This is a genomic window from Sorangium sp. So ce117 (assembly GCF_051524395.1).
Taxonomy (GTDB): Bacteria; Myxococcota_A; Polyangia; order Polyangiales; family Polyangiaceae; genus Sorangium; species Sorangium cellulosum_B.
Genome location: NZ_CP150309.1, coordinates 361529 through 379750 on the forward strand (window position 1 = coordinate 361529; position 18222 = coordinate 379750).

The following is an 18222-nucleotide window of genomic DNA, read 5'->3' on the forward strand; positions in this document are numbered from 1 at the left end:
TCGCGAGCCCGCGTGCGATCGTGGTGAGTCGAGCAGACCGCCCGTCCTCCGACCCGCACACCCGTGTTCGCCTTGCGCGGCCACCGTCGTCGCTCCCCCGTCATCATTCCCCCTGGAGAGAGCCAGGGAGGGAGGGGGCGGCGCGCGGGGGGCCGGCGGGGTAGGGCCCCACGAACCCGAGCGCCGGCCCGCTCCGTGCGACGCCCTCCCGGATCGCCTCCGCCGTTCAGCCGGCCATGGCCCCCCAAAAGGCGCGAGTTCGTGGGAGGGGCCCCCGCCGGCCCCCCGCGCGCCGCCCCCTCCCTCCCTGGCTCCGCAGCAGCCGCCTACACCGCCCGCCCGCTCTTCTGCCCCTTCTCGTCGTACACGTAGAACCCCCGCCCGCTCTTCTTCCCGTACCACCCCGCCGCCACCAGGTTCCTGAGCAACGTGGCCGCCCGGTACTTCGAGTCCCCGAACTCCCGGTGCAGCACCTCCGCGATCGACAGCACCGTATCGAGCCCGATCAGGTCGGCGAGCTCCAGCGGCCCCATCGGGTGGTTCAGCCCGAGCCGCGCCCCCGCGTCGATGTCCTCCGGCGTGGACAGCCCCTCCTGGAGCGCGAAGCACGCCTCGTTGAGGAACGGGATCAGCATCCGGTTCACGATGAACCCGGGCTGGTCCTTCGAGGTGATCACCGTCTTGCCGAGCTCAACCGAGAGCGCCCGGACGGCCTCGTACGTCGCGTCCGACGTCTGGACCCCACGGACGAGCTCGACAAGCTTCATCAGCGGCACCGGGTTCATGAAGTGCATCCCGATGACCAGCTCAGGCCGGCCGGTCACCGCCGCCAGCCGGGTGATCGAGATCGACGACGTGTTCGACGCCAGGATCGCCCCCTTCGGCAGCGCCGCGTCGGCGAGCTTGAAGATCCCGCTCTTCACGTCGAAGCTCTCGGTCACCGCCTCCACGGCCAGGTCGACCCCGGCCAGGCCCGCCATCCCGTCGGCCACCGCGACGCGGCCGAGGAGCGCCTCCCGCGCCTCCGCGGCCAGCTTGCCCTTCTCCACCTGCTTCGCGAGAATGGCGGCGATCTGGGCCTTGCCCGACTCCGCCAGCGCCCTCGAGACGTCGCACAGGACCACCTCGAGGCCCGCGGCCGCGGCGACCTGGGCGATGCCTCGCCCCATCTGGCCCGCGCCGATCACCCCGAAGCGCTTGATCGTCGTAGCTTCCATGCCCGCGGTTGATAGCCGAAGCCGAGAGCGCGGTGAACCGCCCTCGGCCGCGGCCCGGCGGCCCGCCCGCTCGGACGTCCACGCGCCACAGAAGCAGAAGCGCGCGAAAGCTTCGCCCGACCTTCCAGGCCCGCGGGGGCGAGGAACCTTGAAACCGTGTCGTCCGCCCGGCTATCTTCGCCCGGCCCGTGAACGGACCGGACCGAATTCGCGAGGTCCGCGGAGAGACGATGAGCGTTGAGACGATTCGGATGGCCCTTGGGCGTCTGCAGGATGAGCCCGAAAACGAGGCAGCCTGGAACGAGCTCGCGGAGGCCGTGACCGCTCCGAACAACGGCGCGGGCCCCGGGGACGTCGAGCGCCTGCTCGGCGCGGCGCGCGGGCGGCACGAGCAGCGGAAGGAATGGCAGGCCGTGGCCCGCCTCCTCGAGCTGGAGATCGCCCTCGCCGCAGGCAGCGCCGTCGAGCCCGCGATGCAGGCCGAGCTCGCCCGCGTCTACCACGAGGAGCTCATCGACGTCGACCGCGCGGCGGCCGCGTACAAGCGGCTGCTCGAGCTGCGCCCCGACGACGACGCCGCGGCCGAGGCGCTCGAGACCGACGCCTCGAAGCGCGAGCGGTGGCGCGACCTCGTGGACCGGTACGTGGCCGAGGCCGAGGGCGCGACCGACGGCGCCTTCAAGAGCGCGCTCTACACGAGCGCGGCCGACATCGGCTACCGCTACGGCCGCGCCGAGCTCGGCGCCAGGGTGGCCGAGCTCATCGAGCTCGCCCTCATGCTCGACCCGAAGAACCTCCGCGCGGCCAACCTCGCCGAGATCGCCTTCTCCTCCGCGGGGGACTGGGACGCCGTCGTCCGCGTCCAGTCGCTCGTCAAGGGCGAGGCCCAGCTCAAGGAGGACCGCATCGCGGCGGCCCTCCGCGCCGCGCGCACCACCAAGGCCCGCTTGAACGATCCGGCCCGCGCGGTCGGGGCGTACGAGGAGCTGCTCGACCTCTCGCCCGGCCAGCCCGAGGCGCTCTCGTTCCTGACCGAGGCCTACTCCGCCGCGGGCGACTGGGACCGCCTCGTCGCCCTCTACGAGGACCAGCTCCGCAGCGGCGGCGTGAAGCCCGGCGAGGAGCTCGGCATGCTCGTGCAGATCGCCATGGTCCACTGGCGCATGCGCGGCCAGCCCCAGGCGGCCGAGCCCTATTTCGACCGCGTGCGCCGCGCCGACCCGGCGCACGCCGGGATGCTCAACTTCTACCGCGAGGTGCTCGATCAGCGCGGCGACAAGCCGCGGCTCACGACGATCCTCACGGACGCGCAGCGCGCCGTGCCGGACGGCCCCGAGAAGCGCGCCATCGCCACGGAGCTCGCGCGCCTCGCCGAGTCGCAGGAGAACGCCGCCAAGGCGATCGAGCAGTACAAGTCCGTGCTCCGGACCGACCCGGAGAACCGCCAGGCGCGCGACGCGCTGAAGCGCCTCTACCTGCAGACCGAGGGGTACAACGCCCTCGTCGAGCTCCACCGGCAGGACCTGGAGCGCACGCCCGCCGACGACGTCGCCGGCAGGGTCGCGGTGCTCCGCGACATCGCCGGGATCTACCGCGATCGCGCCAAGAACGACGCGGCCCTCGTCACGGTCCTCACCCAGATCGTCCAGCTCGACGACAAGGACGTCGACGCCGTGCGGGAGCTGACCCGCATCTACGAGTCGCTCGGGCGCTGGCGCGACCTGCTCTCGTACCAGCAGCGCCTCGCCGAGCTGACCGAGAGCCCCGCCGAGAAGGCGGGGCTCTACCGCGCGGTCGCGCGGCGCTGGTTCGACCAGTTCTCCAACGTCCAGAACGCCATCGCGGCGTACGAGGCGCTGCTCACGGTCGAGCCGATCGACGAGGAGGCGCAGCAGAAGCTCCGCGAGCTGTACCTGAAGCGGCGCGCCTGGCCGCAGCTCTACTCGCTCTACGAGCGCAAGCTCGAGGGCGCCGAGGGCGCCGCGAAGATCGAGCTCCTCGGCGAGATGGCCAAGCTGGCGGCCGAGCGGCTCGACCGCGGCGCGGACGCGATCGCGCTGCAGAAGCGGATCCTCGAGCTCGACCCGAGCGCCCCCGGGGTGCTCGACGCGCTGGAGAAGCAGGCCGAGCGCGAGAAGGACTTCGGCACGGTCGCCGAGGTGCTCGAGCGCCGCGTCGACCTCGCGCCCGACGACGCGGCGCGGCTCGTCTCGCTGCAGAAGCTCGGGGCCGTCTACGCCGAGCGCCTCAAGGATCCGGCCCAGGCGGCGCGGACGTGGCGGCGCGTGCTCACGCTCTCGCCGGGGCACGCGCGCGCGCTCCGTGTGCTGCGCGACGCGTACTTCGTCGCGGGCGACTGGGACGGGCTCGAGGAGCTCTACGCCTCGCAGAACGACTGGGAGGGCCTCGTCGACTTCCTGTCGGGCGCGGCGGACAAGGCGACCGATCCGGCCACGAAGCTCGACATCTCCTTCCGCGCGGCCCGGATCTTCGAGGAGCAGCTCAAGGCGCCCGAGCGCGCGGCGCGCTCGTACGAGCGCGTGCTCAGCGTCTCGCCGAAGGACGCGCGCGCCGCGGCGGCGCTCGTGCCGATCTACGAGGAGGAGGAGAAGTGGGCCCGGCTGCCGGCGCTCTACGAGATCCTCCTCGACGCGACGGACGACGCCGAGGCGCAGGTCGGCATGCTGCGCAAGCTCGCGGCGGTGACGGGCGGGCCGCTCTCGGACAAGCCGAGCGCGCTCGGCTACGCGCGCCGCGCCTACGAGCTGAAGCCGGACGACGACGGGCTCGATCTGCTCGAGGCCTGGTCGCGGGCGGCGGGCTCGTGGGGGCCGTTCGTCGAGGCGGTCGAGGGCCGGCTCCGGACGGCGGAGGACCTCGAGACCGACGTGCAGCGCACGCTGCGGCTGAAGCTCGCCGAGGTGTACGCGCGCGAGATGGGCAAGCTCGACGAGGCGGTCACCGTTTACCGCGGCCTCGTCGAGGACGATCCGTCCGACGACGCCACGGTGCGGGCGCTCGACGCGCTCCTCCGGGCGAACGAGCGGCAGGCCGATCTGCGGTGGCTGTTCGAGCTCAGGGCGAGCCAGGTCGGGGGCGAGGACCGCGCCGAGATCCTCGAGGAGTGGGCGACGCTCGAGGAGGAGGTCTTCGGCGACCCGGCGAAGGCGATCGAGCTCCTGCGCAAGGTCATCGCGCTGACGCCCGGGCGCATCAACGCGCTCCGCGTGCTCTCGCGCCTCCTGAACGCCGCGGGCGAGTACGAGGCGGCGTCCGTGATCGTGGCCACGCACCGCGACGTCAGCGAGGGCGACGAGCGGGCGCGCCGCGAGATCGAGCTCGCGACGCTCTACCTGGACCGGCTGGATCGGCCGGCGGACGCGTTCGAGGCGGCGGTGCGCGCCCTCGATCTGGCGGCGCACGACCCGGACGCGATCACCGTCCTCTCGCGGCTCGTCGAGCTCCCGGAGACGCGCGTGCGCGCGGCCAAGGTGCTCGCCGTCGAGTACGCCGAGACGGGCAACCACCGGCGCGAGGCCATGGCGCTCCGGGTCATCCTCGAGTCGGAGCGGGATCCGGCGCGGCGGCGGGAGCTCTACCTCACGCTCGCGAGCGTCGAGGAGACGAAGCTGCACGCGGCCGGGACGGCGTTCGACGCGCTCCTCCGGGCGCTGCACGAGTTCTCGGACGACATCGAGCTCTGGGATCGCGCCGCCGAGCTGTCGCGGCGCGCCGGCCGCCCGACCGACCTCGCGGAGGCGTACCGCGTGCACCTCGTCGCGGGCCGCACCGAGGGCGACAAGGTGCTCGGCAGCTCCGTGGAGGTCGAGCTCTGCGAGCGCGCGGCGAGCCTCCACGACGAGCAGCTCGGCGACCCGGAGGGCGCGAAGCCCTACCTGGAGCGGGTGCTGAGCCTCGACCCGAACAACCACCGCGCGTTCGAGCGGCTGAAGCAGATCCTGACGGCGGCCGAGCGGTGGGGCGAGCTCGAGGAGCTCTACGACCGCGCCGCGAAGGGCACGACGGACCAGAGCGAGCGCATCGAGCTGCTCAACGAGGTGGCGCTCATCGCCGAGGAGATCATCGGCGATGCCGCCAAGGCGATCGGCTACTACGAGCGCATCCTCGAGCTCGATCCGTTCTACACGGCGGCGCTCGACTCGCTGGAGAAGCTCTACGAGCGCGAGGGCCGCTTCCGCGACCTCGCGGCGCTCCTCGAGCAGCGCCTGAAGACGGCGACCGAGGCCGAGAGCGTCGAGATCAAGCTGTCGCTCGGCAGCATCTACCTCGACCGGCTGCACGAGCCCGATGGGTCGCTCGGTCACCTCGAGGACGTGCTGCGGATCCGCCAGAACGACCCGAAGGCGCGCGAGCTCGTCGAGCGGCTGCTCGACATCGGGGCGCTCCGGCTCCGCGCGGCGCGCGTGCTCGAGGCGGTGTACGAGGCGCGGGACGAGATCCGGCAGCTCGTGCGGGTCCTCGAGATCCGGCGCCAGGGCGCCGAGACCGAGTCGGAGCGGCGCGAGCTGCTCCGCCGGGTCAGCGTGCTCCAGGACGAGCGGCTCAGGGACGACGCGGGCGCGTTCGCCAGCCTGTCGGAGCTCCTGCCGCTCGAGCCGGAGGACCTCGCCGCGCGCGAGCGGCTCATCGAGATCGGCCGGCGCCTCGGCGAGCACGAGCAGGTCGCCGAGGTGCTCACGGCGGCCGCGGACGCGTGCGGGACGGCGACCATCCGCGGCGAAATCCTGATGGAAGTCGCGAGGATCTGCGAGGACCTCCTCGGCGACGCCGACCGGGCCGAGAAGGTCTACCGGCGCGTGCTCGCCATCGATCCGACCGATCCGACGCTGGTGATCCCGGCGGCGCAGGCGCTCGGCCGCATCTACGCGGCGAAGGAGCAGCACCAGGCGCTCGCGGGCGTGCTCGCGATCGAGGTGCGCCTCGAGGAGAACGTCGAGACGCGGCGCTCGCTCTACGAGCGCATCGGGACCCTGCACGAGACGGTGCTGGACGACCCGGCCAAGGCGATCGAGGCCTGGCAGGCGCGGCTCGGCGACGACGGCGCCGACGTGGCGGCGCTCGCGGCGCTCGAGCGGCTCTACGAGCGGACGTCGCAGTGGCGGGAGCTCGTCTCCGTGCTCCGGGCGCGGGAGCAGTCGACGACGGAGCCGGAGGAGCGGCGGCGCGCCATGACCAAGGCGGCCGAGACGCTCGCGCAGAAGCTCGCCGACGTGCCGGAGGCGATCAACGCGTGGCGCGCGGTGCTCGACGAGTTCGGCCCCGAGCGCCCGACGCTCGCGGCCCTCGAGGAGCTCTACGAGCTCGACGAGCGCTGGGTCGACCTCGCCGACACGCTGGAGGTGGACCTGTCCCTCGCGGTGGAGACGCCCGCCCGGCTCGATCTGCTGGCGCGGCTCGGCGACGTGCGGCGGCTGCACCAGGCCGACGCGACGGGGGCGCTCGAGGCGTACCGCCAGGCGCTCTCGCTCGACCCGTCGAACGCGCGCTGCCGCGCGGCGCTCGAGGCGATGCTCGAGCGGGAGGACGCGCGGCGCGACGCGGCCGAGACGCTCGAGCCGCTCTACGAGGCGGACGGCGACGCCGAGCGCCTGCTCCGGGTCCTGGAGATCAAGGTCGAGACCGCGGATCTCCCGAGCGAGCGGCTCGCCACCCTGCAGAAGTCGCTCCGCACCGCGGAGGGGCCGCTCGGCGACACGTCGCGGGCGTTCGGCTACGCGCTCCGCGGCGTGCGGGAGGCGGCGGGCGAGCCCGAGGTGACGACCTGGATCGCCACGGTCGAGCGGCTCGGCGAGGCCACCGGGCGCTGGTCCGAGGTGTGCGAGCTGTTCCAGCGCATCGCGCCGGACATCCTCGACGGCGACGTGCAGCAGAACGTGCGGCTGCGGGTCGGCGAGCTCGCGCGGCACAAGCTCGACGACCGCGAGCTCGCGGTCGAGCAGTACAAGAAGGCGCTCGAGGCCCGCGGGGACGACCGGCGCGCGATGATCGCGCTGGAGGAGCTCTACGGCGAGGCGCGCGACGCCGGGCGGCTGCTCGAGATCCTGAAGCTCCGGGTCGAGAACGCCGAGACCGACGAGGAGAAGACGGGGCTGCTCTTCCGGATCGCCGAGCTCGAGCGGGGCCCGCTCGGGGACCAGGCCAGCGCGATCGCGACCTACGAGACGATCCTCGACATCGCGCTCCACCCGGACGCGATCGCGGCGCTGGACGGCCTCTACCGTGAGGCGGGGCGCTTCCAGGACCTCATCCGGCTCTACGAGCGGCAGCTCGACGTGCGCGCAGGCGACCTCGCCGAGCTGCACGTCAAGATCGCGCTCGTCGCGCACCGGCACACCGAGGATCTGCAGCGCGCGTTCGACGAGCTCTCCGAGGCGCTGCTCATCGATCCGGCGCACGAGGGCGCGGTCTCGCTGCTCGAGGTGATCCTCGAGGGCTCGGCCGAGGCGGAGCACAGGGCGCGCGCCGGCGAGATGCTCGAGCCGGTGTACCTGCGCCGGGCGGACTGGAACCGGGTGAAGATCGCGCTCGACGCGCGCCTCGCCGCGAGCCAGGACCCGGTCGAGCGCCGCGATCTGCTGCAGCGGCTCGCGACGCTGCACGAGGAGCAGCTCGAGGACTACCGCGCGGCGCTCGAGACGGTGGCGAAGCTCCTCCACGAGGACCTCACCGACGAGGGGGTCTGGGCGGAGCTCGAGCGGCTCGCGAAGGTGGCGAGCGCGGAGCGGCGGCTCGCGGAGATCTACGCGGCGGAGCTCGGGGAGCTCACCTCGGACGACGCGTCGAGCGCGAAGCTCAGCCGGCGCACCGGCGAGCTCTACGCCCAGCTCGGCGACGTGGCCGACGCGCTGCGGTGGTACCGGCGCGCGCACGAGTTCGAGCCGGACTCGCGCGAGCTGTTCGACGCGATCGACGGGCTGCTCGTCAAGGAAGGGCGCCACGCGGAGCGCATCCAGCTCTACCGCGCGGCGCTCGACTACCGGAAGGACGAGGACCGGCTCGACGCCCTCCACACGATCGCGCGCCTGGAGCGGACGGAGCTCCGCGAGCCCGCGCTCGCGATCGAGACGTACCGCGCGGCGCTCGACGTCGACGAGAACGACGCCCGGGCGCTCGACGCGCTGACGGAGCTCTACCGCGAGCTCGACCGGCCGCGAGACCTCGCCGACCTCTACCTGCGCCGGGCCGAGGCGGCCCCGAACGGCGAGCGGGCGGCGCCCTACCGGCTCGCGCTCGCGGCGCTCTTGCGCACGCGGCTCGAGGACACCTCGGGCGCGATCGATCAGCTCGAGGCCATCGTCGGCGAGGTGCCCTCGCACGCCGAGGCGATCCGGGCGCTCGAGGCGCTCATCCAGGATCCGCAGCACAAGGCGCGGGTCGTCGAGATCCTCGGCCCGCTCTACGAGGGGGCGGACGACTGGCGGCAGCTCGTCCGGCTCAACGACGAGCGGTTCGGCCTCGCCTCGGACGCGCGCGAGAAGGTCGCGGTGCTCCGGGAGACGGCGAAGCTCTGGGAGACGCGCGGCAACGACGAGCTGCGCGCCTTCGACGCGACCCGGACGGCGTTCGGCCTCGATCCGGACGACGGCGAGACGCGCGGCGAGCTCGAGCGGCTCGCCGAGCAGCTCGGCGCCTGGGAGGAGCTCGCGGACAGCCTCGAGGCGGGGGTGACCACCACGTCGGACGAGCTGACGAAGCGCGAGCTGCTCTCGTCGCTGGCCAAGGTCTACGACACGCGCATCGACGACCCGCGCCGGGCGCTCCGCGCCTACGCGCGGCTGTCCGCGCTCGACCCGAGCGATCCCGAGCCGCTCGAGCAGATGGACACCCTGGCCGTGCTGCTCAGCGACTGGGACACGCTCATCTCCGTCCTCGAGAAGAAGAGCGAGATGGCGTCGGACGAGGAGAACGCCTCGATCTGCCGGCGGATCGCCGAGACCAAGCTCGAGATGCTCGAGGACACGGAGGGCGCCATCCAGGCGTACGAGCGGGCGCTCGAGCTCGATCCGGAGAGCGCGATGACGATCGACGCCCTCATCGAGCTGCACGAGCCGCGCGGCGCCGCGAGCCGCCTCGTGGAGCTCTACGGCCGGCGCGTCGAGCTCGCGGGCCCCGACGAGGAGGAGCTGCGCTACGACCTCAACGTGCGCGCCGCCGAGCGCTACGAGCGGGATCTCTCGAGCCCGCGCGACGCGATCGCGGCGCTCAACGCGGCGCTCGAGGCGAAGCAGGGCGATCCGGCGGTGCTGTCCTCGCTGGAGCGGCTCTACCGGGCCGAGCGGATGTGGGACGAGCTCCTGTCGAACCTGATGCTCCAGGCGAGCGCGGCCGCGGACAGGGGCGCGCGCATCAAGCTGCGGACGGCGATCGGCGACCTCTACGCGGGGGAGCTGGAGAGCCCGAGCGACGCGATCGAGCAGTACCGGCTCGTCCTCGACGAGGACGCGGTGAACGACCACGCGATCCAGGCGGTCCGCGCCATCGGCGAGGGCCGGGAGGAGCTGCGGCTCGACGCCGCCGAGGTGCTCGAGCCCGTCCTCCGCGCGGCCGGCCGCCACGAGGAGCTCGCGGCCGCGCTCGAGCTGCGCCTGCGCGCGCAGACCGAGCCGACCGACCGGGCCGCGACCCTCCGGGCGATCGCCCTCGTGCAGGACGTGCAGCTCGGCCGCCCGCTCGAGGCGGAGCAGGCGCTGCTCCGCGCGCTGGAGGACGCGCCGGACGACGCGTCGCTGCACGGCGAGATCGAGCGGCTCGCGGAGCGCACGGACGGCTTCGGCCGCTACTGCGACGCGCTCGCGCAGCGCGCCGCGGCGACGTTCGACGCGACGATCGCGAAGGACCTGTTCCTGCGGATCGGCCGCATCGCCGAGGAGAAGCTCGGCGACGACCGGCGCAGCGCCCAGGCCTACGCGAAGGCCGTCGAGCACGCCGGCGACACGCCCGAGCTCCTCGAGGCGCTGGATCGGCTCTACGGGCGCCTCGCCGACGAGCGGTCGCTCGCGGACGTGCTCGAGCGCCGCGTCGCGGTCACGCCCGGCGATCGCGACCAGGCGGATCTATTCTACCGGCTCGCGGTGATCCAGATCGGGTCGTTCGGCGACAAGCCCCAGGGCCTGAACACCCTGCGGCAGGCGCTCGATCGCGCGGTCGATCACGAGCGGGCGAGCGGCGCGATCGAGGCGCTCACCGAGGACACGGCGCTCTTCGACGAGGCGGCCGAGGCGCTCGAGGGCGTCTACCGGACGCGGGGCGACAACGCCGCGCTGGCGCGCCTCTACGAGAAGCGCATCCGCTTCGCGCCGGGCGGCGCGGAGCGGATCCGCATGCGCCTCGACCTGGCGAAGGTGCTCGAGGTGCGCTCGAACGACCCGAGGGCGGCGCTGGAGACCCTCGAGAAGGCGCTCGCCGACGACCCGTCGGACCCGGACGTGCTCGGCGAGATCGAGCGCCTGGCCCCGCTGACGGGCGGCTGGGCGAGCGCCGCCTCCGCCCTGGAGCGGGCGGTCCGGGCCGGGACCGAGCTCGACGGCGACACGGCGCGCGACCTCTGGATGCGCATCGCCGAGTGGCAGAAGAACAAGGTGGGCGACGCCAAGGCCGCCGAGGCGGCGTACGAGGCGGCGCTCACGCACGATGCCACGAGCGAGCACATCCTGCGCTCGATCGAGGAGCTGCAGCGGGCGCCAGGGCGCGAGCGCGACCTCATCGGCACGCTGCGCCGGATCGCCGCCCTCGACGGCATGGAAGGGAGCGCGGGCGAGCTGCGCCGCGAGGCGAAGGAGCTCGCGGAGCGCGCGCTGGGCGACCGGGAGCTCGTCGAGGCGATCCTGCGCGAGATGATCGCCGCGGACGAGGGCGACACGTGGGCGCTCGCCGAGCTCACGAAGGTGCGGGAGGAGGCGGGCGACCACAAGGAGGTCTTCCGGCTGCTCGTGCGCCAGTCCGAGCTCTACGCGGAGGCCGAGCGCATCCGCGACGCGCGGCACGCCGCCGCGGCGGTCGCGCGCGAGCGGCTCGGCGACGACGCCGCGGCGATCGAGCTCTACGAGACGCTCTTCGAGGCGGATCCGGGCGACGCGCGCGCCGCGACGGCGCTGCGCGAGCTCTACGCGAAGGCCGGCAAGCACAAGGAGCTGCTCGCGCTGCTCGAGCGGCTCACCGACCTGGCGGAGTCGCCCGAGGCCCGCTCGGCGCTGCGCCTCGAGAGCGCGGAGATCTGCCTCTCGCGGCTCGACGCGGTGAGCGAGGCGACCGAGCACCTGCGCGCGGTCCTCGACGAGCAGCCCGACAACGAGAAGGCGACGGTCCTGCTCGCCCAGCTGCTCGAGAAGACCGGCCGCGATCAGGAGCTGTCGGACCTGTTCGTCACGCAGATCGAGCGCGCGAAGGACCGCGGCGACGTCGCGGCGGAGCTCTCGTACAGCGTTCGCCTCGGCGAGGTCTACGAGGCGCGGCTGAACGACACGGCGCGGGCGATCGAGACCTACCGCGCGGTCCTCGAGCGCGAGCCGCGCCACCACGGCGCGCTCCTCGCGCTGGCGCGCCTGCACGAGCAGCGCGGGGAGAAGGCCGAGGCGGCGCAGCGGCTCGAGGTGATCCTCGAGGACGCCCGCGCCGCGGAGGCGGTGGCCACGGCGCTCCGGCTCGCGGATCTGCACCGGTCCCTCGGCGACGAGGGCGCGGTCCGGCGCGTGCTCGAGCGGGGGCTCGCGGCGGACGGGTCGGCGCAGGAGATCAGGAAGCAGCTCCTCGCCCTCTACGAGAAGCAGCAGGCCTTCACCGAGCTCGCCGATCTCATCACCGGCGACGCCGAGGCGGCCGCGCAGCCGGCCGAGAAGGTGGCGCTCTACCGCAAGGCGGCCGGCATCCACCTGGCGAAGCGGAACGATCCCGGCCGCGCGGCGGACCTCCTGGTCAAGGCCACCGAGCTCGTGCCGGGCGACCGCGAGCTCCTGCTCGCGCTGTGCGACGCGTACAGCGCCTCGGGCCGCGGCCAGAAGGCCGCCGAGGCGCTCCAGCAGATCGTCGAGTCCTACGGCGGCCGCCGCTCGAAGGATCTCGCCGCGATCCACCACCGCCTCGCCAAGGCCTACCTGGCCGAGGGGCAGCGGGAGCGGGCGCTCGCCGAGCTCGACATCGCCTTCAAGATCGACCCGGGCTCGATCGCCATCCTCCGCGACCTCGGGGTGCTGGCGCTCGATCTGTCGGAGTCGGGCGACGACGCGGCGAAGGCGGCGCACATCGATCGCGCGCAGAAGACCTTCCGCGCCCTGCTCCTCCAGAAGCTCGACGAGGGCGCGCCGATCAGCAAGGGCGAGGTCTTCTATTACCTCGGCGTGATCAGCCACCGTCAGAACGACGACAAGAAGGCGATCCAGATGCTGGAGCGCGCGCTCGACAACGAGAGGGACTTCGCCCCGGCGAAGGAGCTCCTGGCGCAGCTCAAGAAGTGACGTAATCTCGCCGCGTGACGCGGCTAGTCAGCATCGATGGTGTCATCCACCGGCCGGAGGAGGCCAGGGTCTCGGTCTACGACCGCGGCTTCCTCTACGGCGACAGCGTCTTCGAGACCATCCGCACCTACGGCGGCGAGCCGTTCGCTTTGGAAGAGCACCTCGCCCGCCTCGAGCGCTCGGCCGAGCGGATCGCGGTCGCCCTGCCGATCCCGCGCGACGAGCTCGGCCGCGAGGTCGTCGCGCTGCTCCGGGCAGCGACGGCGGCCGGGAGCGCCGGGGCCACGGCGGGCTCGGCGGGCGCTCAGGGCTCGGCGTCCGCCGCGGGCTCGGCCGCGCCGCTCGAGAGCACCCTCCGGGTGATGCTGACGCGCGGCAGCGGCCCGCTCGGGCTCGATCCCTCGCTCGCGGGCGCGCCTCTCCGCGTCATCCTCGTCGAGCCGCTGAAGCCGCTGCCGGGCGGGCTCTACCGCGGGGGGATCTCGGTCATCACGATCTGCACCCAGCGGGCCGGCGACGCGGCGCCCGGGGCCAAGGTCTCGAACTACCTCGAGAGCCTGCTCGCCCTGCGCGAGGCGCGGGCCGCGGGGGCGCACGAGGCGCTGATCCTCGACCCGTCAGGTCATGTCGTCGAGGGCACGACGTCCAACGTCTTCCTTGTCGAGCGGAGGCCCGCGGCGCTCGAGGGCGCGGAGGACCCGGGGCACCTGCTGATCACGCCGCCCAAGGAGGCGGGGATCCTCGTCGGCATCACCCGGGCTCACGTGATGCACGTCGCCGGCGAGCTCGGCATGCCGGTGTGCTGCGAGCCGGTCACGATGGCCCGGCTCCTCGCCGCCGAGGAGGTGTTCATCACGTCGAGCATCCGGGAGATCGTCCCGGTCGTTCGCGTGGACGCCCACACGATCGGCGCGGGTGTCCCCGGTCCGAAGACCCGGGCGCTGCACGCGGCTTTCCGCAGGAGGGTGGGTGCTGGTGCGATGCCCCTCCCGTGGGAGACGCCCTGAGCCCGCTGCGGCCGGCTCGACAGCGTCGAAATCTTGCGATCCATGACGTGCCGCTCGGAGCGCGCGTCCAAGGAACTGGCCGGCACGTTCCCTGCGCGGGTCGGATGGGGCTCGCACTTCGCCCGCCGTACAATCTGGCCGAGAGGAATCCATGATGAATCGCTCGCTTCGAATCGCCTGCTTCCTGGTGTGCTCCGTGTCCGCTGCAGCGACGGCCGGGTGTGCCCTGAGCATCGACGACAACTCCATCACCGCTGAGACCCTCGTCCGTTACGAGGGCACCGAGGAGCGCGCTCGGGTCGAATACCTACCGACCCAGAGCGTCCGCATCGTGAGCGAGAACGGGGACGTCGAGGTCGTCACCGGGGACGTGAGCGCGGTCGAGGTCACCTTCTCCCCGTTCACGATGCGCAAGAAGGACGAGAACCAGATCGCGGTGGAGGAGATCGAGAAGGACCTCAAGCTCGCCGCGATCACCGAGGGCGATGTCGTGATCTCGACGCGGCGCATCTCGGGCGGGTGGGGAGGGCTGGGCGCCGACATCCAGGTCGTCCTGCCTGCCGCGTTCGACGGCGGGCTCCGTGTCGAGCAGGACAACGGCGGCGTCGAGATCAACCTGGATGGCGCCCCGTCCCGGGGCACCACCGTGGTGAGCGACAACGGCAGCATCGACGTGGTCGGCGCGCGCGGCGCGATCGACGTGACCACCGACAACGGCCATGTCTTCGTCGACCTCGACGCGTGGAGCGCCTCCGATGGCGCGATCAGCTCCGGCAACGGCGCGATCGAGCTCTCGGTGCCGGCCGGGGTGGACGGGACGATGACCGCGCAGACGCTCAACGGCGACGTCGTGGAGCAGGGCATCCCCTCGACGTGGGCCACCGCCGGCGAGGGCAGCGCGACGTCGTACACGATGGGTGACGGCGACGGCGGCCTGCTCGAGCTGTTCACCGAGAACGGCGACATCACCATCGCGGTGAAGTAGCTCCGCCAGGACAAAAGCCGAGAGGCGAGCGCCGGGTCGCCCCGGGCTCGCCTCCTGGTCTTTGGGTCACCGGCTTCGTGTCGCCGGCGCGCCGGCGAGGCCGGCGCTCCCGATCAGCCGCCGGTCGACGGCTGGGCCTCGGGGCCGGAGCCCTCGGCGGGCTCCTCGCTGCCCGCCGCGGCGTCCCTCGCGGGCGGGACGGCGCCGGCCGGGACCGGGATCCGCAGCTGCCCGCCGCCCTGCTGGGCGAGCACGCCGAGCGCCTTCTGGAAGAAGGCCGCCAGGAAGGGGATTTCCCGCGGCGGCGAGGTGATCAGCCCGGCGTCCCTGATGGCGCGCGCGACGGCGAGGGCGGTGGTGGCCGCCGCGTCGCCCTTGCGCGCCCGCAGCGACACGGCGCTGCTTCGAATCCGCGTCGCGAGCTGCCCGCGCACCTCGGGCGAGAAGAACCGATCGGTCGCGAGGTCGATCTCCTCCCGCAGGGCCGTGTTCACCAGCCCGGGATCGCGCATCCCGGCGGCCCCGAGCCGCTGGCCGACCTTCTGCAGGAGCTCGTCGAGCGCCGGCCGCGAGGGCAGCCAGTGCCGGAACTCGGGCTCCTCGTGCAGCGCGGCGGAGCCAGCGATCTGCGCCGTCACCAGCTCGTCCGTCAGGCTCTCTTCGAGGTCCGCCACCGGGTGCCTCGGCTCGGCGTCCGGCGCGGGCTCGATGAGATCGCGACATCCCTCGAACCCGAGCGGCACGATCTGCCCCGACACCGCGTTCTGCCGCTTCGCGGCCGCGATCCGGTGGCGCGCCCACTCCAGGGAGACCGGCACGGGCGCCGTGCCCAGGTTCTCGTACGCGCGCGCGCGGCCCTCCTTGATCTGCGAGCCGCTGAGCCACCCCGCGCCGGCGTGCAGCACGCCGACCGAGTCGCGCACGATCACCTCGGCGATCCGGTAGCGGCCGCTGGTGTCGCGGCTCGTGATCGCGATGGCCTCGGTCCCGCTCGAGTCGGGCGGGATGAGCGTCGCCTCGACCACCTCGGCGCGCTCCTCCGCGAGCCGCACAACGCGCGGGCGCGTCGGGATCGTCGTCCCGCGCGACTTGAGCACGTTGAGCGCGCGCCGCGCCGCCTTCCGCGCCGCGCCGGAGGCGTCCTCCGACTCGGCGGCCGCCGCGATCGCCTCCGCGTTGGACGCGCCGAGCCAGGCGTCGACGAGCGCCGGCGCGGCGTCGCCCGCCGACTTCAGCGCCTCGAGCGCCCGATCCCAGCCCGCCGCGAGCACCTCGGCGTCGAAGTCGACCTTCGTCGCCCCGGCGCTCGGGCTGCCTTCCGGGCGGGCGCCGCTCTCGGCCTTGCTCTTCGCGGTGGCCGCGGCCTGCTGGGCCTTCGCGGTGCGCGCGCCGAGCGCCTCGCGCGCCGTGAGCGCCGGCTTGTCCGCGGTCGCGACCGGCTTCGCCTTGGCCGCCGGGAGCGCGAAGAGGAGGTGCGCCGGCTTGGCCGGGCCCTGCGGCTGCCGGGCGCTCTTGCCCGTCACGACCGTCGCGGTCGCGCCCTGGCCGACCACGGTCACCATCCGGTCGCTCTGCTGCTGCTTTGCCGCGGCGGGCGCTCGTCCTTCGGCGCCCCCGGGGCCCTGCGGCCGACCGCCTTCTGCTGCCGGCCGCGCCGAGAAGCCGCGGTCGGGCCTGGGCCCGCGCTCGGGGCGCGGCCCGCGGTCGGGGCGCGGCCCGCGGTCAGGCCTCGGTCCACGGTCGGGCCTGGGCCCGCGGTCGGACCAGGGGCGGTCGGGGCGCGGCCCGCGGTCGGGCCTCGCGCCCTGCTCTGCGCCTGCTACCTGCGCCGCTCCAGGGCCCTGCTCGGGCCTGGGTCCACGGTCGGGCCTGGGCCCGCGGTCGGGGCGCGGCCCGCGGTCGGGCCTCGGCCCACGGTCGGGGCGCGGGCCGCGATCGGGCCTGGGCCCGCGGTCGGGCCTCGGCCCGCCGGAGGCCACGGCGGGCCGCTCGGGCCTGGGCGCGCGGTAGTCGCGCACCACCCGCGGCGCGGCGGCCGGAGGCGGCGCGGCGTCCTCGGTCGTCGGCGGCGGCGGCGCGTCTGCGAGCGCCGGCCGCTTGCGGGGCGCGATGAGATCCAGCAGCGAGCCCTGCGGTTCCTTTGCGGCGGCCTTCGACGAGGGGCGCGGCGCCTCGCCTGCGGGCTGCGCCGACGCGCCCTCGGAGGGCTCGTCGGTCCGCTTCACGCCGCTCGCGCCGCTCGCGCTGACGGACGTGCTCGCCGACCGGACGACCCGCCGCGCGCGCGGTTTGTCTCCGCTCTCTGCATCGGGGGCGCCTTCGCGCGCAGATTCGGGAACTGCGCTGGCGGTCCGCTCCGTGCTCTCGCTCTCGTTCTTTGTGCTCATGTCGAGGCTCCCGGGGACATAGTGGAGATGGGGACCGCGGCCGCGGCTCCCCGATTATCGCGAAAGATGGGCAACAGCTTCGATCTCGACGGCGGCGCCCTTGGGCAGCGCCGCCACCTGCACCGTCGCCCGTGCGGGCAGCACGCCGCCGACGGCTGCTCCGTACACCTGGTTGACGATGGCGAAATCCGCGAGGTCCGTCAGGTAGATCGTGGTCTTCACCACGTCGCTCCAGCTCGCGCCGGCCGCGGACAGCACCTCGGTCAGGTTCTTGATCACCCGGGCCGTCTGCTCCTCGATCCCCCCGGCGACGAGCTCGCCCGTCGCGGGATCGATCGGGATCTGGCCGCTGCAGAACACGAGATCTCCGGCCTTGACGGCCTGCGAGTAGGGGCCGATGGCGCGCGGGGCCCGATCGGATGTGATGGCGATTTTGGACATGTCGACCTCTGAAATTCGTGGGCGCTTCGGCGTGAAGAACGCCCGCCCGCCCCGACCCTCGCCTTCGTAGGCTGGGGCCGATTCTCGCGTTTCCTGCTAGCCGAAGCTCTTCCGGCCTTCGATGGCTCGCCCCAGCGTCACCTGGTCGGCGAACTCCAGATCTCCCCCGTGCGGCACGCCGCTGGCGATCCGCGTGACCTGGATCCCCATCGCGCCGAGCTCCCGCGCGAGCAGGAGCGCGGTCGCCTCTCCGTCGATGGAAGGCGGGGTGGCGACCAGCACCTCCCTCACCGGCTGCTCGGGATCGCGCACGCGCGCCCGGAGCGCCTCGAGCGGCAGCTCCTCGGCGCCGACCCCCTCGAGCGGCGAGAGGAGCCGGCCGAGCACGAAGTACCGCCCGCGCATCGCCCCGCTCCGCTCGATCGCCAGGAGGTCCTGGACGCGCGCGACAACGCACAGGAGCGCATCGTCGCGCCGCGTATCCAGGCAAATGGCGCAGAGCGCCCGGCCGCCGTCGTCGAGCTCGGCGATGTGGCCGCACCGGATGCACGGCCTGATGTGATCGCAGAGCTCGACGAGCTCGCCCCCCAGGTCGCGCGCGGTGTCCTCGCCGGCGGTCACGAGGAAGAGGGCGAAGCGCTGCGCCGTCTTCTCGCCGACGCCCGGCAGGCGGGCGAGCAGCTGGGCGACCCGCGACAGCCGGCCGGGCAGGCC

7 protein-coding genes are annotated in these 18222 nt (G+C 73.6%); 3 read left to right on the forward strand and 4 right to left on the reverse strand.

What is annotated here, in order from left to right; genetic code table 11:
• Nucleotides 1-326: 326 nt before the first annotated feature.
• A complete protein-coding gene (locus WMF46_RS01470) occupies nt 327-1217 on the reverse strand; it encodes a 3-hydroxyacyl-CoA dehydrogenase family protein (protein WP_437983952.1) in 891 nt (296 codons plus the stop codon).
• Nucleotides 1218-1468: 251 nt separating this feature from the next.
• On the opposite strand from WMF46_RS01470, the gene WMF46_RS01475 reads away from it, so the two are divergent.
• The 3 genes from WMF46_RS01475 (at nt 1469) to WMF46_RS01485 (ending at nt 14680) form a co-directional block, all read left to right on the forward strand.
• Nucleotides 1469-12688: a tetratricopeptide repeat protein gene (locus tag WMF46_RS01475; RefSeq protein WP_437983953.1), complete on the forward strand. Its 11220-nt coding sequence runs from the start codon at nt 1469-1471 to the stop codon at nt 12686-12688.
• 14 nt (nt 12689-12702) lie between these two features.
• A complete protein-coding gene (locus WMF46_RS01480) occupies nt 12703-13695 on the forward strand; it encodes an aminotransferase class IV (protein ID WP_437983954.1) in 993 nt (330 codons plus the stop codon).
• A gap of 151 nt (nt 13696-13846) precedes the next feature.
• Entirely contained in the window at nt 13847-14680 is an 834-nt protein-coding gene (locus tag WMF46_RS01485; protein WP_437983955.1) for a hypothetical protein, read from the forward strand.
• A 113-nt stretch (nt 14681-14793) separates the two neighbouring features.
• Here the strand turns inward: WMF46_RS01485 and WMF46_RS01490 are convergent, their stop codons facing one another.
• From WMF46_RS01490 to recR, 3 genes are all read right to left on the reverse strand, one after another.
• Nucleotides 14794-17067 carry a hypothetical protein gene (locus WMF46_RS01490; RefSeq protein WP_437983956.1) on the reverse strand — a complete coding sequence of 758 codons (2274 nt, stop codon included), beginning with the start codon at nt 17065-17067 and terminating at the stop codon, nt 14794-14796.
• 54 nt (nt 17068-17121) lie between these two features.
• Nucleotides 17122-17508: a RidA family protein gene (locus WMF46_RS01495; RefSeq protein WP_437279214.1), complete on the reverse strand. Its 387-nt coding sequence runs from the start codon at nt 17506-17508 to the stop codon at nt 17122-17124.
• Nucleotides 17509-17604: 96 nt separating this feature from the next.
• On the reverse strand, nt 17605-18219 hold the full coding sequence (gene recR / locus WMF46_RS01500) for a recombination mediator RecR (RefSeq protein ID WP_437987839.1): 615 nt from the start codon (nt 18217-18219) through the stop codon (nt 17605-17607).
• Nucleotides 18220-18222 lie beyond the last annotated feature (3 nt).